The sequence below is a fragment of the Desemzia sp. AGC72 genome (assembly GCF_057334175.1).
In genome coordinates this window covers 12758-35568 of sequence record NZ_JBHFIG010000007.1, presented here as the reverse complement: position 1 = coordinate 35568, position 22811 = coordinate 12758, and the positions used below count along the sequence as shown (strand labels likewise).

General features: G+C 38.7%; 21 protein-coding genes, 1 riboswitch and 2 other annotated features. Of the genes, 11 read left to right on the top strand and 10 right to left on the bottom strand.

The window, feature by feature from the left end:
* Positions 1-45 precede the first annotated feature (45 nt).
* The gene (mgsA, locus tag ACE025_RS04755; protein WP_485938091.1) at positions 46-483 is read left to right on the top strand and encodes a methylglyoxal synthase; all 438 of its coding nucleotides are present in this window, start codon (positions 46-48) and stop codon (positions 481-483) included.
* 40 nt (positions 484-523) lie between these two features.
* Here mgsA and ACE025_RS04750 read toward each other — a convergent pair whose 3' ends face one another.
* The 5 genes from ACE025_RS04750 to ACE025_RS04730 all read right to left on the bottom strand — a co-directional run bounded on the left by ACE025_RS04750 (position 524) and on the right by ACE025_RS04730 (position 7277).
* A complete protein-coding gene (locus ACE025_RS04750; protein ID WP_485937991.1) occupies positions 524-3073 on the bottom strand; it encodes a vitamin B12-dependent ribonucleotide reductase in 2550 nt (849 codons plus the stop codon).
* 262 nt (positions 3074-3335) lie between these two features.
* Complete coding sequence (locus ACE025_RS04745; protein ID WP_485937989.1) at positions 3336-4529, bottom strand: amidohydrolase; 1194 nt, start codon at positions 4527-4529, stop codon at positions 3336-3338.
* Positions 4530-4656: 127 nt separating this feature from the next.
* Positions 4657-5475, bottom strand: a complete 819-nt coding sequence (locus ACE025_RS04740) for a MetQ/NlpA family ABC transporter substrate-binding protein (protein ID WP_485937987.1) — start codon at positions 5473-5475, stop codon at positions 4657-4659.
* Positions 5476-5511: 36 nt separating this feature from the next.
* Positions 5512-6192, bottom strand: a complete 681-nt coding sequence (locus tag ACE025_RS04735) for a methionine ABC transporter permease (RefSeq protein ID WP_485937986.1) — start codon at positions 6190-6192, stop codon at positions 5512-5514.
* Between the two features lie 14 nt (positions 6193-6206).
* Positions 6207-7277: a methionine ABC transporter ATP-binding protein gene (locus ACE025_RS04730; RefSeq protein WP_485937984.1), complete on the bottom strand. Its 1071-nt coding sequence runs from the start codon at positions 7275-7277 to the stop codon at positions 6207-6209.
* Between the two features lie 349 nt (positions 7278-7626).
* Positions 7627-7883 (bottom strand) — a binding site (T-box leader).
* A gap of 56 nt (positions 7884-7939) precedes the next feature.
* Positions 7940-8208 (bottom strand) — a binding site (T-box leader).
* Positions 8209-8447: 239 nt separating this feature from the next.
* Positions 8448-8551: riboswitch (THF riboswitch) on the top strand.
* Positions 8552-8591: 40 nt separating this feature from the next.
* Between ACE025_RS04730 and ACE025_RS04725 the strand changes: the two genes are divergently transcribed.
* From ACE025_RS04725 to ACE025_RS04700, 6 genes are all read left to right on the top strand, one after another.
* The gene (locus ACE025_RS04725; RefSeq protein ID WP_485937982.1) at positions 8592-9113 is read left to right on the top strand and encodes a folate family ECF transporter S component; all 522 of its coding nucleotides are present in this window, start codon (positions 8592-8594) and stop codon (positions 9111-9113) included.
* A gap of 162 nt (positions 9114-9275) precedes the next feature.
* Positions 9276-10481, top strand: a complete 1206-nt coding sequence (locus ACE025_RS04720) for a hypothetical protein (protein WP_485937980.1) — start codon at positions 9276-9278, stop codon at positions 10479-10481.
* A gap of 13 nt (positions 10482-10494) precedes the next feature.
* Positions 10495-11682, top strand: coding sequence for a hypothetical protein (locus ACE025_RS04715; RefSeq protein ID WP_485937978.1), 1188 nt, complete (start codon positions 10495-10497; stop codon positions 11680-11682).
* Positions 11679-12605: an ABC transporter ATP-binding protein gene (locus ACE025_RS04710; protein ID WP_485937976.1), complete on the top strand. Its 927-nt coding sequence runs from the start codon at positions 11679-11681 to the stop codon at positions 12603-12605. Before ACE025_RS04715 ends, ACE025_RS04710 begins: the two co-directional genes overlap by 4 nt.
* Positions 12602-13441 (top strand): hypothetical protein, encoded by an 840-nt coding sequence (locus tag ACE025_RS04705; RefSeq protein WP_485937974.1) that lies wholly within the window; start codon positions 12602-12604, stop codon positions 13439-13441. Before ACE025_RS04710 ends, ACE025_RS04705 begins: the two co-directional genes overlap by 4 nt.
* An 89-nt stretch (positions 13442-13530) precedes the next feature.
* Positions 13531-13971: an NUDIX hydrolase gene (locus ACE025_RS04700; protein WP_485937972.1), complete on the top strand. Its 441-nt coding sequence runs from the start codon at positions 13531-13533 to the stop codon at positions 13969-13971.
* A 74-nt stretch (positions 13972-14045) separates the two neighbouring features.
* On the opposite strand, the gene ACE025_RS04695 is transcribed toward ACE025_RS04700, so the two are convergent.
* The 5 genes from ACE025_RS04695 to ACE025_RS04675 all read right to left on the bottom strand — a co-directional run bounded on the left by ACE025_RS04695 (position 14046) and on the right by ACE025_RS04675 (position 18488).
* Positions 14046-14486, bottom strand: a complete 441-nt coding sequence (locus ACE025_RS04695; RefSeq protein WP_188205298.1) for an organic hydroperoxide resistance protein — start codon at positions 14484-14486, stop codon at positions 14046-14048.
* Positions 14487-14575: 89 nt separating this feature from the next.
* Positions 14576-15391: a sugar-phosphatase gene (gene yidA, locus ACE025_RS04690; RefSeq protein WP_485937970.1), complete on the bottom strand. Its 816-nt coding sequence runs from the start codon at positions 15389-15391 to the stop codon at positions 14576-14578.
* Positions 15392-15424: 33 nt separating this feature from the next.
* A complete protein-coding gene (gene yidA / locus ACE025_RS04685) occupies positions 15425-16234 on the bottom strand; it encodes a sugar-phosphatase (protein WP_485937968.1) in 810 nt (269 codons plus the stop codon).
* 15 nt (positions 16235-16249) lie between these two features.
* Positions 16250-17629 carry an HD domain-containing protein gene (locus ACE025_RS04680; protein ID WP_485937966.1) on the bottom strand — a complete coding sequence of 460 codons (1380 nt, stop codon included), beginning with the start codon at positions 17627-17629 and terminating at the stop codon, positions 16250-16252.
* On the bottom strand, positions 17613-18488 hold the full coding sequence (locus ACE025_RS04675) for a lipoate--protein ligase family protein (protein WP_485937964.1): 876 nt from the start codon (positions 18486-18488) through the stop codon (positions 17613-17615). The genes ACE025_RS04680 and ACE025_RS04675 overlap by 17 nt, the downstream gene beginning before the upstream one ends.
* Positions 18489-18691: 203 nt before the next feature.
* On the opposite strand from ACE025_RS04675, the gene ACE025_RS04670 reads away from it, so the two are divergent.
* The 4 genes from ACE025_RS04670 to ACE025_RS04655 all read left to right on the top strand — a co-directional run bounded on the left by ACE025_RS04670 (position 18692) and on the right by ACE025_RS04655 (position 22809).
* Positions 18692-19144, top strand: a complete 453-nt coding sequence (locus ACE025_RS04670) for a YwiB family protein (RefSeq protein ID WP_485937962.1) — start codon at positions 18692-18694, stop codon at positions 19142-19144.
* A 44-nt stretch (positions 19145-19188) separates the two neighbouring features.
* Complete coding sequence (gene rpoE / locus ACE025_RS04665; RefSeq protein ID WP_485937960.1) at positions 19189-19824, top strand: DNA-directed RNA polymerase subunit delta; 636 nt, start codon at positions 19189-19191, stop codon at positions 19822-19824.
* A gap of 313 nt (positions 19825-20137) precedes the next feature.
* On the top strand, positions 20138-20995 hold the full coding sequence (gene fba / locus ACE025_RS04660; RefSeq protein WP_092481060.1) for a class II fructose-1,6-bisphosphate aldolase: 858 nt from the start codon (positions 20138-20140) through the stop codon (positions 20993-20995).
* Positions 20996-21549: 554 nt separating this feature from the next.
* A complete protein-coding gene (locus tag ACE025_RS04655; RefSeq protein WP_485937957.1) occupies positions 21550-22809 on the top strand; it encodes a UDP-N-acetylglucosamine 1-carboxyvinyltransferase in 1260 nt (419 codons plus the stop codon).
* The last annotated feature ends 2 nt before the right edge of the window (positions 22810-22811 follow it).

Sequence of the window (22811 nt, the reverse complement as noted above, 5' to 3'; positions counted from 1 at the left end):
ATGAAAGAGAAAAGAATGCTGAATGGAGTGGATGATTTGATGAAACTGAATATTGCTTTAATCGCTCATGATAAAAAGAAAGATGAAATGGTAAAAATGAGTATAGCATATAGAGAAATTCTAAAAAAACACACCCTTTATGCTACTGGAACAACAGGTGGAAGAATAATTGAAGCTACAGGACTTTCTATTCACCGCTTCAAATCCGGTCCACTGGGGGGAGACCAGCAAATAGGAGCTTATGTATCAGACAACAAAATAGATATGATTATCTTTTTGCGTGATCCTTTGACGTCACAACCTCATGAACCAGACATTTCCGCTTTGCTGCGTCTTAGTGATGTATATGAGATCCCACTAGCCACTAATCTTGGAACAGCTGAGATGTTGCTGCTAGGTTTGGATGCCGGGTTTTTAGATTGGAGACCGATCGCTAAAAAAAGAGAAATAGATCCTGCAGCGGATCCTCTTGAAGACAATTAACAAAAACAACACCCTCTATCAATAGAGAGTGTTGTTTTTGTTATAAGCCGCATTTTAATTGTGCATTGCAGTTGGTGCAAGTGTTGCAGCCCCCTAAATCTTCAACTGTTCCTTGACGACAGATCGGGCAAGTGTCACCGACTTCGTTTCCATAAGAAACCTCTATATTTGACGTTGAAGTTTGTGGTGCAGCTTTATCCGTTTTTTCAGCAATTGATGAAGATTCGTCATTCCAGTCATTGTCTTCAGCTTTCAAAGTCAAGACTTGAGTATCACGACTTCCGTCAACATATACTGTTCCGCCTTTTGCGCCGCCATTGTACAATCGTTCGTAAACTTTTTGCACTTGTTCTACGCTGTACCCTTGAGGAGCATTAACCGTTTTAGAAATCGAACTGTCTACCCAGCGTTGGATCGTTGTTTGTACATCTACATGCGCTTCAGGAGAAAGTTCCATAGCTGAAACGAAATAGTCCGGCAAGTTTTGAGTATCTGCTTCAGGGTGGTTTTCCAAGTATTCTTTAACGATATCTGCTTTGACTTCAATAAATTTACCTAAACGGCCGCTTCTAAAGTAGGAGAAAGAGAAGTAGGGCTCTAACCCTGTAGCTACTCCTACCATGGTTCCTGTTGAACCTGTCGGCGCTACAGTCAATAGGTGAGAGTTGCGGATACCGTGTTTCAATACTCCTTCGCGAATGTGTTCAGGCATTTCTTTCATGTAGCCGCTGTTGATAAAGTTTTCTCTTAATTGTTGAGTTTCTTCCTGAGAAGCGCCTATTAAGAATGGGAAGCTTCCACGTTCTTTAGCTAATTCAATAGAAGCTTCGTAGGCAGAAACCGCAATGGTTTGGAAGACTTGGTCAACTAATTGGTTCCCAGATTCAGAACCGTAAACTTCTCCTGCGTAAATCAATAAGTCGGCGAGTCCCATAACACCTAAACCAACTCGACGTTCGCCAAGGGCTTGTTTTTCATTTTCCGGCAAGAAGTAAGGAGTAGCATCGATAACATTGTCTTGCATTCTTACACCCGTTTTAACGGTTTGAGTCAATTTGTTAAAGTCGACTGTTTTCAATTCTTTATCTACCATCAAAGCCAAGTTGACAGCAGCCAGGTTACAAACTGAATAAGGTGCGAGCGGTTGTTCGCCACAGGGATTAGTAGCTACGACTTTTTGACCGTAAGCTGCAGCATTGGTTTTCTTATTAGCATTATCAATGAAGAAAACACCAGGCTCAGCAGAATACGTAGCGCAAATGTTAATCAATTTCCATAGCTCTCGAGCTTTCACGCTGCGGTAAACATGGATACCATGTCCTTGAGCTTCCCATTCGCGCACATCTCCGCAATCTGCCCAATGAGTATTATAGTAATCCATTTCTTCAGGACTGTAATTTTCAACATCCGGGAATTTTAATTGGTACTCTTCATCATTTTCTACAGCTTCCATAAAGTCGTCTGTTAAACAAATAGAGATGTTAGCACCTGTCAGAAAGTCTGGTTTATGAACAGAATACGTTCCTCCAGCCGTTAGTTTATCTTCAGCTTCTTTTATTGTAGCTGTATCAAATCCGCCATTGCCAGGACTGTATTTGTAATTTAAAATTCCTCGATATAGAGCTTTTTCTTTTTCTGTAAAAGGTGTAAATTTCAATTTTTCCTGAGCTAGTTCTCTGATTTGCTCATCTTCTGTTTGCTCGATCAAGAATCGAAGAATCCGCGGATTCTGCATCTTAGAGATGATGAATTCGATAATGTCAGGGTGCCAGTCAGTCAGCATGATCATTTGAGCACCTCGACGGCTGCCGCCTTGTTCGACCAAATGAGTTAATTTAGCAATATCATCCAACCAAGATACAGAGCCAGAAGATTTGCCATTTACTCCGCGTGCTAAGGTATTTCTAGGACGTAAAGTTGAACCGTTCGTTCCGACGCCGCCACCACGACTCATAATTTCCATGACTTGTTTACGGTGTTCTGAGATCCCTTCGCGTGAATCTTGGATAAATGGCATGACGTAACAGTTAAAATAGGTAACATCAGTTTTAGATCCTGCACCATACAATACACGTCCAGCAGGTACAAAATTCAATGATTTCAATTCAGCATAAAACGTATCAAATGCTGCTGCCTTTTTCTCAGGATCAGTTTCAACAGAAGCTAACCCTGTTGCGTTTCGTTTAGCAATTTGTTCATAAAAGACTTCTAAAGGCTTTTCGATAGCATCGATGCTGCGCACGATTTCTCCAGATTCTCTTTCATGATCGTGCTCTAGAATACTTCTGTACTCTTCTTCTACGATGACTGTCGCTTGATTTTTTTGCTGATTCAATTCTTTGATGTATCCAACACCTCGAGCAGGGTACTGCGGATCTTCTTTTATCGTCAAAACGACCAAATCGCCAGCAGAAAGAGTTATTTTGGAAGTATCTTTAAATGAATAACGATCCAGCATAACTAAACGAGAGACCCCGTCAAAAGTCAGTCTCATATCCTCCGTGATAGGGTGGACTTGAGAGAACCCCTTTATATCCTCATTCAATTGTTCTTTATTTAAAGTAATTTTTGATGATACATTCATCGCCATAACCAGCACTCCAATCTGTAGAATATAAGTCTATAATCAAAGTGTTGAAACACTATATGTAGTGTTATTGTTGTTGATTATAATCTATATGTTGTGAAACCTCATCTATTATACCTCATGAAAAAAAAGTTTTTCAGCCTTGATTTTGAGGAACGATTGTGCTTGTTATTTGGAAAGTATATGAAAGCTCTAGCAGATGAGTTTCTGGAAAAAATAAAAAACTTAGAAAAAATATCTAAGTTTTTTTGAATGAAATTTTTATTTAGATTTCATTTAAGAAGTCGAGAGCATAGTTGACATGTAATTCAGTAGCGATAGCCAATCCGTTTTCGTCAATATCAAAATTTTCATGATGATGTCCATACCAAGTATCTGGATTTTCCAGATTACGTGTTCCGACAAAAGCATAAACTCCTTGGGCAACCGCTAAAAAGTCAGCAAAATCATCGGCTCCCATGCTTTTCGGCGCATCTGTAACAATATTTTCTTCACCGATGATTTGAGCCGCCACTTTTTGAGCTCTTTTAGCTGCAATCGTATCATTGATCAAAGGAGCAGCAGCATCATAATTCTCAAAGTCGACTGTTGTACGGTGTGCTTTTGCGACATCACGAGCCACTCGTTCCACTGCTTCCAAAACAAATCGACGAGTCTCATGACTGAAAGTTCTTACTGTGCCTTCTAAACAAGCTTCATTTGCTACGATGTTGTAACGAGTACCGGCATTTAAAACACCAACAGCTACAACTGCTTGGTCTAGTGGATCAACTTCACGAGCTACGATACTTTGTAATTCCACAGTGATAGCTGCTGCTGATAACAAGGCATCTTTTCCTAGATGCGGTTTTCCTACATGACTGCTTTCTCCATGCACATTAATTTTAAAAATGTCGCACGAAGCATTAGAAGCACCAGAAGTGATTTCGATTTTTCCAGTGGGTACAGCAGAGGAGAGGTGGATGCCGAAAACTTGATCGACATTGTTCACAAAACCTCCTTGTACAAATTGACGAGCGCCTGCACCGATTTCTTCAGCTTGCTGAAAAGCTAATTTGATGGTGCCGCTGAAATCGGCAGTGTGGTTTTTCAAAATTTTTGCCGCTCCTAATAAAGCAGCTGTATGTCCATCATGTCCGCAAGCATGGTGTAAACCAGGCTTCAACGATTTATAAGGTTTGTCTTTAGCATCAGGCAATTCTAAAGCATCAATATCGGCTCTCAACAAAATCGTTTTTCCTGGTCCTTTTCCGCCTGTTATAGTCCCTATAGCACCTGTCTCGCCAACAGATTCGAAAGGAATGTCTAATTTAGTCAGTTCTTGCTTGATTCGTTTGATCGTTTCGTATTCTTTTAAACTAGGTTCAGGGTGTTGATGAAAATATCTTCTCAAAGAGATAACTTCATCTGCCCCTTGTTGGATTTCTTCTTTGATAGTTGATCTGGTTAAAGTTGTCATAATAAATTCCTCCTTATGGATTGATTGATGATTGGAGTCGGACGCTCTGTTCCTGCCTCTGATTTGAAATGCGTTTCGAAAAGTCAAAAGTGAGCTCTACAAAAGTTTAAACGGCTTTCTCCACGCTCTACCATGCGGGGACGGATGATCCTTTTGAGGTTTCTTCTATGATTTCTTTGGTATCTTCTGATTGGTAGGCTTCAACTATTTTTTGGTAGACTTGGTTTTCTGTGTCTTCAGATCGTGCAACGATGATGTTGATGTAGGGCTCAGATTTTTCATCGACTGGTTCTAAGAAAATAGAGTCTTCTGTTGGTACGAATCCAGCGTCAACGGCCATACCACTATTGATGATAGAAGCCGCAACATCTGGAAGTGCACGTGCTGTTTGAGCAGCATCTAATTCTTGGATATCTAAGTTCAAAGGATTTTCTGTAATATCGTTTACGGTAGGTGTTGAACCTGCTTTAGGGTCAACTGTGATCAATTCTGCAGTTTGCAAAAGTAATAATGCTCGCCCGCCATTGGTGACATCGTTAGGAATAGCAATACTGTCGCCATCTTTGATTTCTTCAATAGAAGAAATATTTTGAGAGTAAACTCCAAGTGGAGCGATAACCGTATTTCCAATGGCTGTTAGATCAGTACCGCTGTCAGTGTTATAAGAATCCAAGAATATTTGATGTTGGAAAGAGTTTAGATCTATTTCGCCTTCTGCTAGTGCATTATTTGGTTGAGCATAATCTGTAAATTTGACTAGTTCCAAAGTAATCCCATCAGCAGCTAATTTGTCTGAAACGAAATCCCAAACGTCTTGATCCTCACCGACAACACCTAAAGTGACTGTCATATTCTCGTCTCCAGAAGCTGCGTTGCCGCAAGCGCCTAGAATGAAAGCTCCAAAACCTAATATAATACTAGCGAATAATTTTTTGTTATTTGTCATGTCAAAAACTCCTTTTTAATTGTTTTGTGGTAAGTATTAGTGACTGATTTTTCGAATCAAATAATTTCCGATTCCTTGACTGATGAAAACAAGCAAGAGAATCAAAATAGTTGCTACAAGAGTGACATCTGTTTGGAAACGATTGTAGCCTCTGGCAATAGCTAAGTTCCCTAGCCCACCTCCGCCAATAGCTCCTGCCATAGCTGTTAGACCAATCAAGTTGATGATTGTTAAGGAAGAGACACGAATAATCGGAATCAATCCTTCTTTCAAATAAACCCTAAAAATGATTTCTAGTGGAGTGGACCCCATTGCTTGTGCTGCTTCAATGATTCCTTCGTCGACTTCTAATAAAGCATTTTGAATTTGTCGAGCGAAGAATGGAGTAGTCCCAACTACTAAAGGAACAATAGCGGCTGAAGTGCCGATAGACGTTCCTACCAGCAGGCGAGTAAAAGGGACAATAAGGGCCATCATAATAATAAAAGGTAAAGAACGGAAAATATTGACAAATTGATCCAAGAAATTGTAGATTCGTTTATTTTCAAGTATTCCATTAGGACTGGTGACTACTAAAACAACTCCTAAAAGAATTCCAAGGATACCTGCGACAGCTGCTGTTACAAGAACCATATAAATCGTTTGAAAAGTACTTTCAATCACTTCATCTTGAATTTTAATCACATTTGGGAAATAGCGCGTTAAAAGTTGTGTCATAAGATAAGTCCTCCTTAACTGATTTTTTGTTTAAATTGAACGATTTTTTCGGTTTGATTTTTCAATGTATCTATCGAAACACCTTTGCTTTCTAAGTAAGCAAAAGCCTTTTGTTTTTGGACAGGGTCTCCAGATAAAACGACTAATAAATTACCGACAGGAGTTCCTTGTAAGATTTCTACGTTTCCATAAAGAATATTGGTAGCAATATGGAAGCGACTGGATAAGTGAGAAATTAAAGGTTCACTTGTATTAGTCCCTACATATGAAATATTTGCTAAAGTATCGTTTTCCTGCAAATTCAACAAAGTAGGGTGGCTAAGGATTTTATCTAAAGCTTGGTCAATGTGAGTAGCTGTATTGATGAACTCTTTTGTAATGAGTTCTTTAGGTTGAGTGAAAATAGAAACGACATCACCATTCTCAAGAACGTGCCCATTTTCCATGACCGCTACTTTGTTGCAGATCTCTTTTACGACTTGCATTTCATGAGTAATAATAACAATGGTCAAAGCTAGTCGTTTATTCAGTTCTTTCAGCAACTCTAAAATTGAAAGAGTCGTTTTAGGATCTAAAGCACTGGTAGCTTCGTCACATAAGAGGACGTCGGGATCATTGGCTAACGCTCGAGCGATAGCTACGCGTTGTTTTTGACCACCGGAAAGTTGAGAAGGGAAGGCGTCGTATTTATCTAAAAGACCAACTAACTCCAGCAGTTCAACGACTTTTTCTTTAATAGCTGTTTTGCTTAAACCAGATTTTCTCAATGGGTAGGCTATATTTCCAGCTACAGTGCGCGAATCCATCAGATTAAAGTGTTGGAAGATCATTCCCACTTTTTTTCGCGCATTCCGCAGCTCTTTAGAATTTAAAGCCAGCATGTTTTGGCCACTTACCCAAACAGATCCTTTAGTAGGTCTTTGCAGCAAATTGATCGTTCGAACCAAAGTGCTTTTTCCTGCACCACTGTAACCAACGATTCCATAAACGTCTCCTTTATCAATGGAAAGGTTGACTTTCTCTACAGCGTTTATTGTTCCGTGTGTTCCTTTGAAAGTAACACTGACATCTTTTAATGTAATCATTTTATGTTCCTCCTTTTGGTTTAAACGACTTTCTCCACTTCAAAATGCGTTGCGAAAGCCAAACTTTCTATGATTTCATTTTGTCTTTTTGGTGGTAAAAAAGCACCACCTAAAAGACAAAAGTGAACTCTACAAAAGTTTAAACGGCTTTCTCCACGCTCTGTCTAAACGCCATGCTCCGCTCTCTTTCTAAAACGAGCTGCACAGGGCAGACTGTGTGTCTATAAGCTGAAACAGTCCTGTTGATAAAAAGCATCAACTGTACTGTTTCTTCTTAATAGCCAGCAGTCTAAGCGCCCTGTTCCGCTCTCTAAAAAAAAGCGCTCGTCCTTTCTATAATTTGCTTATAGAAAAGGACGAACGCTTCTGTTCGTGTTACCACCTTTTTTCAAGATTCCTTCACAGAAATCTTCTCATCAAGTACCTAAACAGTTTGGTTTAGAGACTCTGGCACTGTAATGGGTGCGCCCATGATAGCCTTATGTTTTTACATTCGGTATCCCGCTCGGAGGCCATTTTCCTTCTTCTCCAGCAAACCTGTTCTCAGCATTTCAGGCTCTCTGTTGTTGCTTTACAAAGAAGTACTTTTCTCGTCATCGCATTATTGCTCTATAAAATTGTAAAAAAAAGTCGTCCTTAACAAAAGCCTGTAAAAGACTTTTGTTAAGGACGACAGCTTAATTTCGCTTCGTGTTACCACCTTAATTTGTAAATTCATCACTGAAATTACCTCATTCAGTACTCAAGACCAACGCGTCTTTTTATACTGCGGCACTGTAACGGGTGCTCCCGTAATAAGCTATATCCTTTTTAGGGTAGTCGCTTATTCCACTCAAAGACCATCTTCTGCCAGGCTCCGCTGCTCATTTTCACCAACCATGAGCTCTCTAAAAGTTTTGCCAAAACGTACTCTTCTTTTCGTTGCGTTTATTGTTGTTTAACTTGTGTCTAAATATAACCGTGATTTATTAGGATGTCAATAGAAAAATTTGAAAAAACTCATTTTTTGTTTTTTATTTCTAAAAAGTAGGTCATCGCATTCTTATTTGATTTTGATTGAACATATTCCCTGGACTATTTCTGCTTTACTCCAAAAAGGAAAAGGATATTGTAGAAAGACGTGAAACATAGTATAGTGGTCTGTGGAGAATTTGAAACAATTCTTCAATAATCAGAGTAGAAAATAAAGCGTTAAGTGCTGAACGGATGGGATGTTGCCTTCAGACGAAAAACCGACTGAGTTGGTTTGCGGTTTTATTTTTGCATTCGCTGCATAATTAATGTGTGGGGAGCTCTATAAAGGAGATCTTCAAGATGAAAGACATAAAATGGGATGCTAGGACCATCTCGAGAATTGCCTTATTAATGGCATTAGATATAGTTCTAACGCGTTTTGTTGCGATACAAACGCCTATTGTACGAATCAGCTTTGGCTTTTTGCCTTCCGCTATGATCGGGATGCTATTCGGACCATTAGCAGCAGGAGTCGCTGGAGCAATGGCGGATCTGGCAGGAACTTTTTTATTTGGCAGTGGCGGACCGTTTTTCCCAGGTTTCACATTGTCAGCTTTCCTAGGCGGACTTATTTACGGGTTGTTTTTATACAAAAAGCCTAAATCTTTATTACGTGTCAGTTTAGCCGTTATTGTCATTACTATTGTAGTGAATTTGGGATTGAATACATTGTGGATATATATACTGACTGAGCAAGCTGTTGTGGCATTTTTTCCAGCGCGTTTGGTTCAAAATCTGATTTTAGCACCAGTCCGTATAGCCGTTATTTATTTTGTAGCCAATAATCAAACGTTGCGCAGAGCGATGCAATTGACTGATTAAATACTGAATTGTAAAGTCGTTTCCAGTTATGGAAGCGACTTTTTTCTTTTTTAAAATGGAAATTCTAGAATACTTATGATAGTAGTTTCATCTAATTTTCATTGTGTTATAATCTTTGTAAAGATTTAATAACAATGAGTACGTAAAGAGAGGTGACATAAGATGATTGCAAAAACGGTTTTTATGGAAACCTTTAAAAAAATGATGCGCAACAGCAAAAATCGGTTAGTTTTGATCGTTGCTTTGCTTGGAGTAGTGATTTATTCAGTGGTAGTCCTTCCAAATAATGAATCAATGGATACTGTAGATATGAAGCGGTTGGGTGTTGATTTGCTGGGAAATAAAGGGTTGATGGAAAGCCAATTTGAGAAGGGAACAACAGAAGCCAATATTTTTACTGGAATGTCTACTTATGAAACGGCGAAATATAACTTTGAACAGCAAAGGGCCTTCAAAGGAGCGGTCAATACAGGAGATGCACGAAGATTTATTGAGTTGAATTATATGCCGGAAGAACTGGCTAAAGAAATAGAAAATCATTACTTAAAGAATTCTGAAGAACCTCTTAAAGACTTGCGCTATGATCGCAGTAATAAACAATTAAGGTTAAATAGTTACATAGAAGAGGTTTCGGATATCACCTTTCATCTAATTCAAGAAAAAACGGCTTGGCAACAGACTCATTTGTTCTTACTTCGCATTGGACCGCTAACTATTCTTGTTTTGACGGTTTTTATGGTGAGTGATGTAGTAACTGGCGACAGAGATGCTCGAACACAAAAAGCAGGGATACCTTATAGTTGGAGAAAATATTTGGCGGTAAAATCTGCCGCATCATTTTGCTTCGTTTGTTTATTCTTTATCCTGATTTTTTGCTGGTTTTTACTCGTTAATGGTCTTTTATTTGGGTTTGGAAGCTTGGCGTTAAAGGTGCCGGAGTATACCTATTCTTCAGATTACGCCACCGGTGACGCGGTTTTCGGCTTAATGTCTATTGGAGACTTTTTAGTTCAAGTCGTTCCTTTTATTGTGTTATTTGTTTTCTTAATGCTTCGTTTGACCGTATTGTTCAGTCTACTGTTCAAAAATGAAGTGGTCGTTTTAGCATTAGGAATATTCGCTGTAGTTTTTGAAAAAATTTATTACAGCAGACGCATGAGAGATGTTTTTGGAATCGACATAAGCTTTTTCCCGCAGACCTATATTGATTTTGGAAAAGTTGTCAGTGGAGAAAAGAATTTCCTCTTGAATACACCAGCTATCACGGTGGGAAAAGGGCTGCTTGTCGTAGGAGCAACTATTCTGATTGTTGAGGGTTTATTATGGGTAGCGACTAAATACATTCCTAGACAACGATTCGTAAGGTAAAGGAGGAGAACAAATGGGTTTAGCAAAATGGCATTGGTTAAAATTATTGAGAGAGTGGAAAACCAGAATCATTCTAACAGCATTCCTCATATTTTTTAGTTCTTTTTCTTTGTTCTACCGTCAACAGAGTTTAGACTTGCCGTTGGATGAAGCAAGAAGTCAATATGAAGTTACGCAGCAACTATTCCATATTATTCCTGAAACGCATTTCGAAGGAGAGTTGGGAACTGAAGTTTATGACTTATTAGCTCAGCAACAACGGCTTTACGGGATGCAGCGCTATATTTTATCTGAAAAAGAAGGGAATACAGTCGAAGCTATGGTGTCGGTCGTGGACAATTATCTAGACAATGGACGAACGATCGTTGAAAATCAGCTTCGCTTATGGGAACTGACAGATTTTGAATCTTATGTTGTTTTGACGAGCATGTTGCCGGATCGTGAAAATTTACAGCAAGAATTAGCATTTTACACCTATTTGGATGATCATCAACTCAATATTGAATGGAATCCTTACTCGGCCAGTCAAGTGTTATACCAACAAGCAGAATTGATTGCAGGGATCGTCTTATTTGTATTTGCAGCTTTATTGGCAGCAGATCGATTCACACAAGATCAAAAAAATAATTGGAGTGTGACTCAAGGGAATCCTATAGTTTGGAAAAAACAATGGCGTCAGCGCAGTGCGCAATTGTGGGTGTTGATGTGGATAGTAAGCGGAGCGGGAATGCTGGTGAGTTATGGAGTAAACTTAGTGCGAGAAACCTCAGGAAGTCTTTGGTACCCCATAGGAGTCTCTCTTGGTGAAAAAATCGAATATATTGCGACCTGGGAATATATAGGTCTCCTAGTCATTTTTGGAATGATATTAAGTTACATCATATTGTTATTCAGCACAGGGTTGAGCTGGATAATACGAAATATTTATTTGACGATTGGAGCAACAATCAGCATTTACTTCATCCCATACATTTGGCAGTTGATCGGACCATTCAGTTCATGGCAGCCCTCTCTATACTTGCACATCGTACCGGTCATAAAAGGCACAAGTGCTGCAGAATCAGGAATAGCTGCTATCACTACTTGGAAAATGGGGTTGTTATTTGGAGTGTATCTGTTATTGCTTGAAGGAATCTTTGCTTTAATTTTCCAATTGATTCCTACCAAGACAATGGGACTGAAAAGGAGGGAAACGTCATGAGTTTAGAAATAAAAGGACTGCAGATATCTTATGGAGAACGTTCGATCTTAGAGCAAATAGACCTTCATTTAGAGAACGGACAAATCGTAGGTTTAGTAGCTCCAAATGGAACAGGGAAGACGTCGTTGTTCAATGCCATTATGCGATTTATTCCGATTAAAGCAGGACATATTTTGATTGATGGTAAAGAATATACCAGTTCGGCTAAAGATGTTTTGGAGCTCCATAAACGTGTGACTTTTTTTCCGGATCAAGCTGATTTGCATGAAAATTTTTCTGGGAAAGAGCACATTCAAATGTATGCGGATATTTGGAAGAAAAAGAACCGTTCTATCGAAGAGATCATTGACCGGTTGCAAATGAGAGGATATGTGGATCGAAAAGTAGAGACGTATTCGTTAGGAATGAGGCAGCGATTGTGTTTTGCGATGATGATTGCGGCAGATTCACCTATCATGTTAATGGACGAAGTGATGAACGGATTAGACCCTGAGAACGTGAACTTAGTATCGGGGACTTTAAAAGAATTGAGGGAAACCGGGAAAATCATTTTTGTTTCTTCTCATTTATTACACAACTTAGATGAGTATGCAGATCAAGTGGTTTTCTTAAAAAATCGAAAGATCCATTTCGTTTACCAGCTGCAGGAAAAAGCTGTTGATTACTACAAAGTATTATTGAACGACGAACAGCAAAAGGTTTTGATGGATAAATGGAGCTTGCCACCAGGAACCATTTGGCTGAACCAAAATAAACTATGCATTCCTTTGGATGGTTATACGTCTCAGCAACAAATAGACTTGTTTCAAGTTTTAAGAAAATTAGAAGCAGAAAGTTTAGAAGTTGGAGCATTAGGAACGGCTGAATATTATACACATCTTTATGGAGACTCTAAAACTACAATAGAGGAGGCTGCAGAATGAGTCAAAAAGGTCGGTCAATACTTCTCCAAACGAGTGTACTGGTGGTGATGAGTTTCCTGCTTTCTGGATGCGCAAGTTGGAAAGGCTTGATGCCGGAAAAATACGATGGAAAAACCGTTCAACGAGATGAGACATCTATTGAAGCGTATTCAAAGGCAAAAGAAATCGTTGGAGAAAGTAAAAATCTATACATCTTGGAGCCGTTTAGTGAGAGTTTATTAAACCCTTCTCTTCCTCTAGAGGGGTTCGATTTCTTTAAAATAGAGGCCGGAGAATACGTTGTGGGAAAAGACTTTCCGGCTGGAAGATATCAGTTTCGATATATGAATGAGCAGTTAGAGCCCCATTTGATGAATAATGCAACCTTACGAGTGACAGACGAAAAAGACCAGCTTATGACAGAAGACCTGCTGACGCCATATAAAATTGGTTATGTAGAAACTGATTTGTATGAGGGAAACAAAGTGTCGTTATCAGGAGAAGGGTTTTCAGTAGAAATGGGAGTCAGCAAAGATTTAGCTTCACAGTTAGTTGAGCAACCACTAGAGGCAGGAGAAGTACTGCTCACAAATGGAGTTTGGGAAGTGGGGAAACATCTAGAAGCAGGTACGTATGTTTTTACGGAGTTGCCTCCTGGCGGTTATCTTTACTTATTTGACAACACTCTTGATCCTAGAGTATTCGAACTTCGAGGACAAATGGAACTGAACGAAGAGACTGGGGAATTTATACCTGTCAAAACTCATCTGGAACTAACGGTTGAGAACGGACAAAAAATGTATTTGAAAGATTTAAATCAACCGTTAAAGTTTACAGCGAAAGATACATCAGAATAAAGGCAGAAGGCTATTGTTGACTAAGAGAAAGTTATTGGTTATGATGATGAAAATTAGATGAGAAAAGAAACAAGAAAAGTAGGGATGATATGGCTGCTAACCAGTTTGGAAAAAAAATTGAAGGAGTCGCGTACCAATTCAGAATGGGTATCCACTTAATCGTTTTTAATTCTGCGCAGGATAAAATCTTGCTTGTTTCACCGCCAAATGGTTCTTACTTGTTACCAGGAGGAGAAAGAGAAGATGATGAAACCCACATTGAAACGCTTAAACGTGAATCAATGGAAGAACTAGGTTTTGACATTGAAGTAGGAGAGTACTTAGGGAAAGCAGATGAGTATTATTATTCCACTCACCGCAAGCAATACTATCATAATCCTGCTCATTTTTATGTATCTTCTTCATGGACAAAGATCTGTGAACCCTTAGAGGATTTCAACACTTTAGAATGGGCGACTATCCCTGAATCGTTACGTTTATTGAAAAGAGGCAGTCATCGATGGGCAGTTGAACAAATAGTTGAACAGTAAAGTTAAAGTCTTTTTCTATCCGACAAAAAAACTCCTGAGAAGTAAATTCTCAAGGAGTTTTTGTCGGTCTATTTTTATTCTTCGCCTGAATATTCTTTTGTTTTGATCGTTACTTCAATATTGCCGCTGGTTGCTTTTGAGTAAGGGCAATAGCTGTGTGCTTTGTCCGCCAATTCTTGGACTTTTGCATCATCTAATCCTTCGATCGCTACTTCAATTACTGCAGCCAACTTAAATCCGCCGTCCGTTGGATCACTTAGTAAGTTGATCGTTGTTGTGACTTCTGATTTATTAGTGATTTTTTCTTCTCGCTTGTAATGGTCTAATGCAGAGTGATAACAAGCACTGTAACCTAAAGCGAATAATTGTTCAGGGTTGCTTCCTTGTCCAGGACCGCCCATCTCTTTAGGAGTAGAAACTTTCACTGAAAAAGATTTATCGGGTACGTGACTCTCTCCTACACGACCCCCAGTGTTTATTGCAGTTGCGGAATATTTTACTTCTGATTCTGACATAACATAAAATCTCCTCTCATTTAGTTCTGTGTACAACTTCTATTATACAAAGCCTAAATAAGAATGCGAATAAAACGATTCTGGTAAAATTAATCGATCAATGCAAATTTCTCGATAACAGTTGCTACACCGTCATTTGCGTTTGTATCTGTGATGTAAGTCGCGTTTTCTTTGACTATAGGAACAGCATTTCCCATAGCTATACCCATTCCCGCGAATTGAATCATATCCAAGTCATTTTCGTTGTCGCCAATAGCCATTACTTCGTCAGGAGTCAATCCTAAAATATCGATCAAACTTTTCAATGCTTGCCCTTTACTTGCAGAAGGGTTAAGGATCTCTAGATAGAAAGGTTCGCTGCGCAAAACGGTATAACGGTCAAGAAAATCTTTAGGAAGTTGTTTGATTCCTTCATCCAACACAGCAGGTTCATCGATCATCATCATTTTACTGATTGCAATAGACTCATCCATTTCTTCGACCGTGCGGAATTTCAACGGCATATTCACCAACATTGCTTCGCGAACGGTATATGCACTGATGTCTTTATTAGAAGTATACATCGCGTCTTGAGTAGTTGTATGGTAATGGACACCAACTTTGCGACTCATTTCTTCGATTCGGTAAAAGTCGGTGATATCTAAAGTATGGTTTGCTAGAACTTCTCCTGAGTGTGTATCCTGAACTAAGGCGCCATTATAAGTAATGGCATAGTCGCCTTTATTGGTCAATTCTAATGCAGTTAAGTATTCTGTAGCACCGGGTAAAGGTCTCCCAGTACTCAATACGATTTTTATTCCAGCTTCTTTAGCTTTTAGTAAGGTTTCCTTGACGCGTTCGCTAATGATCTTTTCGGGTGTTAATAATGTTCCATCGATATCAATGGCAATTAATTTAATCGGCATGTTGTAGTTGTTCTCCTCTATAAATAAATATTTTTAAAATGCAAATTTCTCTATCGCCGTTGCTACTCCATCATGTACGTTGCTGTCAGTGACGTAATCACTGGCTTCTTTAGCTTCAAAAGAAGCATTCCCCATAGCTACGCCCATTCCGGCAAATTCCAACATATCTAAATCATTTCCATTGTCTCCAATCGCCATGATTTCTTCTCTTGGAATATTCAAAATTGCTGCCAAGTCTCTTAAGGCTTGCCCTTTACTAGCAGACTTGTTCAAAACTTCTAAGAAGAAGTCTTCACTTCTTAACAAAGTGTATTTTTCAGCGAATGCAGCTGGAATTTGAGCAATAGCTTCTTCTAGAATTTCTTTTGGTTCAACAAACATCATTTTGCTGATTAATATAGAAGGGGCCATTTCTTCAACTGTTCGGTAACGTAAAGGAACGGTTGTCAAAAAGGACTCTCGTACAGAGTAATAGCTGATATCTTTATTAGTTGTATAAACTCCTTGATCGTTTACAGCATGGCAATGGATTCCCAGTTTTTGGCTGAGGCTTTCGACTTCAAGAAAATCGTTGTAATCCATGGTATGATGTGCCAGTATTTTCCCATCATTTGTTTGTTGGACTAAAGCCCCGTTATAGGTGATGACATGATCTCCTTCATTTTCCAAATCCAGTTCTTCCAATAAAGGCAGTACTCCCGGTAATGGTCTTCCGGAACAAAGCACCAGTTTGATGCTTTTTGAACGAGCAATCGTTAATGTTTCAGCTACCTTTGGAGAAACGGTCCCGTCTGGAAGTAAGAGGGTGCCGTCTAAATCAAGCGCAATCAATGAAATTTTCACAATACAAACTCCTTTTTATTCGTTTTTAGTTGGATCGTATATAGCACCATTTTTAACATACTTAGAAAAACCAGTATACAGTTCTTCAAATAAAGTGATTTCAACCGATTTGTCCGGTTTTAAGAATTCTTTAGGAACATAGAAACGTTCATCCCCATATTCTTTTCCAGCTATGGAGGTTACCAAAGCACTGGCTTTAGACAATTCGGTAAACGAACCATCAGGGTACATCAATTCGATTTGAGTGATTTGATTGTCCGTTTCAGGCCGGTAGAAGTCATAAGGCAAATCGTAACTATTGTTGACAGCTGTATAGTAATCTGTATCGTATCCAGCTTCTTGAATCAATTTGCTGAGTTTTTCAAGAATAGCTTCATCGGTCTGTTTGGAGAAGGAAACTGATTTAAATGGCTTCCGATCTAGGAAACGAGAAGACAGATCGCTGAGGATAGGATCTTGATCTTCTCTCCATAAGGTAAAGTAAGTATTCAATACTCCATCGTCCAAAGCCAAGTAATCGGTTAAAGTAAAGTTTCCTTCAAAAAAAGGCACCAATAAAGAAAAGCTGTGTTTGAAACTGACTGATGGATCTTGGTAAACCTTTTTGGCTCTTTTGAGCAAATGATCCAATATGACTTCCATCCCTCTGGATACTCTGTGGAAATAAACTTGCATGTACATTTGGTAGCGACTGACAATATAATCTTCTACTGCATGCATGCCTTGAATTTGAAAAGCGATGCCGTCTTTATAGGGACGAATCACACGCAAGATGCGGGTCAAGTCAAATGTTCCATAATTAACTCCTGTGAAGTAGGCATCTCTCAGTAAATAATCCATGCGGTCTGCGTCAATTTGACTAGAAATCAACTGGACAACTTGAGGATTGGGGTATGTTTTTCCGATCACACTAGCCACTTTTTGAGGGAAGTCCAGACTCACTCGACTCAACACTTGATTCACTTCAGTCTCTTGTGAAAGAATGATAGCCATCGTTAATTCTTCATGATTGGTATAGAAGATACTTTCGAAAGTATGAGAATAAGGACCGTGACCGATATCGTGCAGTAAAGCCGCACATAAAACCACTAACCGTTCTCCATCGTTCCAGCCGCCATCACCTGGTTCTATAGTAGGAAAATTGCGCGCAAATTTATCGCAGATTCTTCGAGTAATCTCATACACGCCCAAAGAATGACCAAAGCGGGAATGCTCTCCACCGTGGAAAGTAAAAGAAGTCGTTCCCAATTGTTTGATGCGGCGCAGACGCTGAAACTCTTTAGTGTTGATCAAGTCTAAAACGACTTGATGCTGAACATGGATATAATCATGAACAGGATCTCTAAATACTTGTTCTATAGGAAGTAATTGATTTTCGTCATACATTAGGTTCATCCAAAAGCCTCCTATCTAAATGGTCGTTGAGCATTTGTTCATTTCGGCGAATCATTTTTTGAAAAGCCGCGTGGTAATCTTCTATAATCTCTTCTGTATAAACTCCTTCAGATAAAGCAGCGCCAAGTTCGCGTAAAGCGTTGAGAATCAAGGATTTTAATTTATCGACCGTCATCTGAACATCTAATAAATCTTCTAAAGTTGCCATAACTGATGGATTGATCTTAGGGTAGTGCCATTTGACCGTTTCATTTTTTAAACCGGCTTGATAAAAATCCCGAATCAATTCTGCACGTTTGGTTTGATTGCCGTTAACGCTCATATAAATCATAATAGCAATCCCTTTTTTCAATCGTCTTTGAGCGATCCCGGCAAATTTCTTGCCATCAATGCTTAAATCAAAGTCTCCGGGACAATAAGACTCTTCTATCTCATAAGCTTCGATTGTTTTGCCGTACTGTTTTAATGCCATATCTACGAGAAGCAACATAATAGCATATCCCTCCTTTATAGGAATACGTTCGCGCTCAGGCAGAATGATGGAAAAGTTTAATACCCCTTCATCGCCAACAACTGCTAAACCCCCAGAGTTTCTCACAATGGTATCTTTTCCAGCAGCTTTTAAAACAGATAAAGCATCGCTGAAGTGGGGAAGTTTTGTATCCATCATACCTAAGATAACTAAGTTGGAAGTAGGCCAAAAGTGGACCATAGGCTGCTGGTATCTTCCAACAGAGGCCATCAAGGCATCTGATAAAGCGAAATGGGAAATAAATTTATTTTTAAAAGGCATTGTTTCAGCGCTATAATAAAGAAAGGATTGATCAGTAATATAATTAGCGGGTTCTAAAGAAGTCATTCTATTGACGTACTCCTATCTATTAAAGTAATCTCAAATCAAACGAATTTAATCGTATCGATTGTATTATACCAAAAGCTTGTCAATAATAGGGAATTAAACGAAAAGACCCCAAGATTTTGTTCAGAAGAAACGATTCTGATGAAATAAAAGGTTTTACTAAAGCCATTGAATGTTCTATGCTAAAATGAAAGAGATAAAATATGTTTGAGGTGAATAAATTGGATCTATCTAAAGGAATGCCGGCAAAAGTACATGTTCAAACGTCTATTACTCAAAATAATGATACAGAAGAATTTGTTTTCGATGAAAAAGGTAAAGTGGTTCAAATGGGCGGATCTTATTACGTTCGCTATGAAGAAAATTACCAAGAAGGTGGACTAATTCCTGTAACATTTAAAATTGAGCCAAATGGAGTTGTTACGTTGACTCGAAAAGGAGACATGACGACAAGATTAAGATTCGAACAAGGGAAGAGCTACGAAACGCTTTACCGCACAGACCAAGGTAATATTTTTGTGGATACTGTAACGCGTCATTTGCAGATCAGTTACACGGATAACCCCTTTTCTGGAAACGTTCAGATTGCTTATGATTTGTTTATAGGCAATGAAAAATTAGGAGAATACAAAATACGATTGCTTTTTACTGTTTAAATATTGTAAGATAAGGGATAGACTCTTGAAAGGACGGAACTTTAATGGAACTAAAACAATTTGATGGACAAATTAGAAGTGAATTGTCAATGATTGAAGTTGCTCATGCTATTTTAGAACAAAAAGGCGAGGTCATGGACTTTTCTGATTTGTTGAAAGAAATTATCGACTACTTGAATTTAAGTGATGAAAAAGTTGAACGAGAAATGACACAATTTTATACCGACCTGAACATTGACGGGAGTTTTATTTCTTTAGGGGATAACCGTTGGGGCTTGCGCTCATGGTATCCAATTGATTCAATTGACGAAGAATTAACACATGACAACGATAACGAAGATGAAAGACCACGTCGTCGCAAAAAAGGCAAGACTACTACTTATGGCGAAGACGAAATTGACTACAACGCTGACGATCCTGAAGATTCTGACGAATACGAAGAAGATGAAATCGTTGAAGATGAAGAAGAAGAAAAAGTAACAGTTTATGGTGCACGTGTAGATGTGTCGGATACTGGTGTAATGATCGATGAAGAAGATGAAGAAGATCTTGGTGAATATAAAGAAGATCTTTCAGCTATAGGCGCAGATGACGATGATGAAGAAGATGAATTACCAGATGGTGTCGAAGGTGATTTGACATTGATCGAAGACGATGAAGAAGAGGAAGAAGAATTCTAATTTTTTTCTTAAAAGCACTTGTCCACATTTTGGGGAAGTGTTTTTTGTCTCACAAGCAAATGGAAATCATCACAATGTGGAACAATTAGTTAGTAGAACGCAAATGGGAAAACACTCTGATGAGTTTCGTTATGTGAAATTTTTAAGTAATAAGAAGTACGTTAAATCGCTGAAAATGAGAGTTTTAGGGTGTAAAATGAGAACAGTTCACTTTTTTTACAAATTCATGGAAAAATCATCAGTTCTCTGATACAATTGGAACGTCGGCTAAGTTAATTAGCACGCAAAGATATCTCTGAGGAGGCAACAAAGTATGACTCGTTTAGTAAGCATGACAGATATGTTACAAAAAGGGTTGAAAGGTCACTACGCAATTGGTCAATTCAACATCAACAATTTAGAGTGGACTCAAGCTGTACTGACTGCTGCACAAGAAGAAAAATCACCAGTAATTTTAGGTGTTTCAGAAGGCGCAGCAAAATACATGGGCGGATTTAAAGTAGTAGCCGCTATGGTAGAAGCATTAATGGAAACAATGGATATTACAGTTCCTGTAGCATTGCATTTAGACCACGGTTCATCTTTAGAAAACTGTACTGCAGCTATTGATGCAGGTTTTTCTTCAGTAATGATCGACAACTCAAAATTCCCAATTGACGAAAATATTCAAGCAACAAAAGCTGTTGTAGAATACGCACACTCAAAAGGTGCTTCTGTAGAAGCTGAAGTTGGAAGTGTCGGTGGAGAAGAAGACGGCGTAACAGGCGGCGTTATCTATGCAGATGCTCAAGAATGTAAACGTATGGTTGAAGAAGCAGGAATCGATGCTTTAGCAGCTGCTCTAGGTTCTGTTCACGGAAACTACGATGGCGAACCAGTTCTTGGATTTGATGAAATGAAAGAAATTTCTGAATTAACAGGAGCTCCATTAGTATTACATGGAGGATCTGGTATTCCAGAACACCAAATCAAAAAAGCTATCGAATACGGTCACACTAAAATTAACGTTAACACTGAGTTGCAACAAGTTTGGACTAAGAAAACTCGTGAAGTTATCGCAAACAACGAAAAAGTTTACGATCCACGTAAAATCATTGGCCCAGGTAAAGAAGATATTACTGCAACAACAAAAGCAAAAATGCGTGAATTTGGTTCATCTGGCCAAGCTTAATTTTATATTTTCTAACAAACTTAGAAAATACGAGAAGTCTTTCCTTTTTAGGAAAGGCTTCTTTTTTGTACATTCTCTGTCTTATTAGCGAATCCTTCTATTATGCTGATGCCCCGAAACTATTATAATGGTTGTAAGATATAAAGCGATGTAGTAGAATAGGGCTAATGTCTTACAGTTTTTTATACTATATGAAACTGAACAGGAGTGCACACGACCTCAACATAGACTGCTAGATTTATAACTAATCAACTAGCGGCTATACCTCGCTGCCCCATCATAAACCTTTTTCCTGCGCAATAGATAGAATCATCTTCTCTAAATACAAAGAGAATAAAAAATTATTCAAGTGATGTTGTAAAGAATAAGGGAATGAATTGGTCGATTTTTACAGAGGTGGTTGCCATAGATAACTTTAAGATATTTCAATAGATAAAGAGTAAGTCGTTGCGTTATCAACACAATAAAATCAGGCTGCTTATTAACATTAAGATTGCACAAGAATTTTCCATAAAAAATAACATTGAACGTATATTATAAGTGAGGTAAAAAAAATGAAAAAATTTGTCATCCGTGGCGGTAAAAAATTATCAGGTGAAATCAGTATCAGCGGAGCTAAGAATAGTACAGTTGCATTGATTCCAGCTACAATTCTTGCTGATTCTCCTGTAACTTTAGAAGGTGTTCCAGACATACAAGATGTCCACTCTTTAATTGAAATCCTGAACGATATGAATGTGAAAACAGACTTTGACGGTAGTACTCTAGTTGTGGATCCTACTGAAATGATTTCTATACCAATGCCGAATGGTAAAATCAAAAGTTTAAGAGCTTCATACTACTTCATGGGTGCATTACTGACTAAATTTGGCCAAGGCGTCGTTGGTTTGCCAGGCGGCTGTTTCTTAGGCCCACGTCCGATCGATCAACATTTGAAAGGGTTTAGAGCATTAGGTGCAACTGTTGATAATGAAATGGGTGCTATGTATTTAAAGACTTCTGAAGAAGGATTAATAGGAACTCGTATTTACATGGATGTGGTATCTATCGGTGCTACGATCAACGTGATGCTGGCAGCTGTAAAAGCTAAAGGAAAAACCATTATTGAAAATGCTGCTAGAGAACCTGAAATTATTGATGTAGCAACATTGCTGAATAATATGGGAGCAAAAGTACGTGGAGCAGGTACAGATATCATCCGTATCGAAGGTGTGGAAGAAATGCACGGATGTCGCCATACGATTATTCCTGACCGAATTGAAGCAGGTACTTATTTGTCCATGGCAGCAGCTGTTGGAACAGATATCTTAGTGAAAAATGTGATTGTAGAGCACATTGAAGGATTATTAGCTAAAATGGAAGAAATGGGCGTTCCTATGGAAATTGGAGAAGATAGTGTACGTGTATTTGAGCCAAGTGAATTGAAGCCTATATCTGTAAAAGCAGTTCCTTATCCAGGATTTGCTACTGACTTGCAACAACCGTTAACACCTTTATTGCTGATGGCAAATGGGGAATCGATCATCAAAGATACTATTTATCCAAAACGAGTCAAACATATCCCAGAGTTAGTGCGTATGGGAGCTAAAGCTAGGGTAGAAAGTGATACAATTGTCTTAGAACGCTCAACTAAACTAATCGGAGTCGAAGTTGAAGCAAGTGATTTAAGAGCTGGAGCATGCTTAGTTATTGCTGGATTAATGGCTGAGGGAACAACGACTATTACAGGAATCGAAAATATTCTCAGAGGATATGATCATATTATTGAAAAACTGACTGATTTAGGAGCAGACATTCAGATGATCGAAGAATAAGA

Excerpts from the sequence above, each read along its gene's own strand:
- ACE025_RS04735 (WP_485937986.1), bottom strand. The coding sequence starts at position 6,192 with ATGACACAACTTTTAACGCGCTATTTCCCAAATGTGATTAAAATTCAA.
- ACE025_RS04725 (WP_485937982.1), top strand. The coding sequence starts at position 8,592 with ATGAAAGACATAAAATGGGATGCTAGGACCATCTCGAGAATTGCCTTA.
- ACE025_RS04695 (WP_188205298.1), bottom strand. The coding sequence starts at position 14,486 with ATGTCAGAATCAGAAGTAAAATATTCCGCAACTGCAATAAACACTGGG.
- ACE025_RS04730 (WP_485937984.1), bottom strand. The coding sequence starts at position 7,277 with ATGATTACATTAAAAGATGTCAGTGTTACTTTCAAAGGAACACACGGA.
- ACE025_RS04670 (WP_485937962.1), top strand. The coding sequence starts at position 18,692 with ATGTTTGAGGTGAATAAATTGGATCTATCTAAAGGAATGCCGGCAAAA.
- ACE025_RS04715 (WP_485937978.1), top strand. The coding sequence starts at position 10,495 with ATGGGTTTAGCAAAATGGCATTGGTTAAAATTATTGAGAGAGTGGAAA.
- fba (WP_092481060.1), top strand. The coding sequence starts at position 20,138 with ATGACTCGTTTAGTAAGCATGACAGATATGTTACAAAAAGGGTTGAAA.
- ACE025_RS04680 (WP_485937966.1), bottom strand. The coding sequence starts at position 17,629 with ATGAACCTAATGTATGACGAAAATCAATTACTTCCTATAGAACAAGTA.
- ACE025_RS04700 (WP_485937972.1), top strand. The coding sequence starts at position 13,531 with ATGGCTGCTAACCAGTTTGGAAAAAAAATTGAAGGAGTCGCGTACCAA.
- rpoE (WP_485937960.1), top strand. The coding sequence starts at position 19,189 with ATGGAACTAAAACAATTTGATGGACAAATTAGAAGTGAATTGTCAATG.
- ACE025_RS04720 (WP_485937980.1), top strand. The coding sequence starts at position 9,276 with ATGATTGCAAAAACGGTTTTTATGGAAACCTTTAAAAAAATGATGCGC.
- ACE025_RS04675 (WP_485937964.1), bottom strand. The coding sequence starts at position 18,488 with ATGACTTCTTTAGAACCCGCTAATTATATTACTGATCAATCCTTTCTT.
- ACE025_RS04710 (WP_485937976.1), top strand. The coding sequence starts at position 11,679 with ATGAGTTTAGAAATAAAAGGACTGCAGATATCTTATGGAGAACGTTCG.
- ACE025_RS04740 (WP_485937987.1), bottom strand. The coding sequence starts at position 5,475 with ATGACAAATAACAAAAAATTATTCGCTAGTATTATATTAGGTTTTGGA.
- ACE025_RS04745 (WP_485937989.1), bottom strand. The coding sequence starts at position 4,529 with ATGACAACTTTAACCAGATCAACTATCAAAGAAGAAATCCAACAAGGG.
- ACE025_RS04705 (WP_485937974.1), top strand. The coding sequence starts at position 12,602 with ATGAGTCAAAAAGGTCGGTCAATACTTCTCCAAACGAGTGTACTGGTG.
- ACE025_RS04750 (WP_485937991.1), bottom strand. The coding sequence starts at position 3,073 with ATGGCGATGAATGTATCATCAAAAATTACTTTAAATAAAGAACAATTG.
- ACE025_RS04655 (WP_485937957.1), top strand. The coding sequence starts at position 21,550 with ATGAAAAAATTTGTCATCCGTGGCGGTAAAAAATTATCAGGTGAAATC.
- yidA (WP_485937970.1), bottom strand. The coding sequence starts at position 15,391 with ATGCCGATTAAATTAATTGCCATTGATATCGATGGAACATTATTAACA.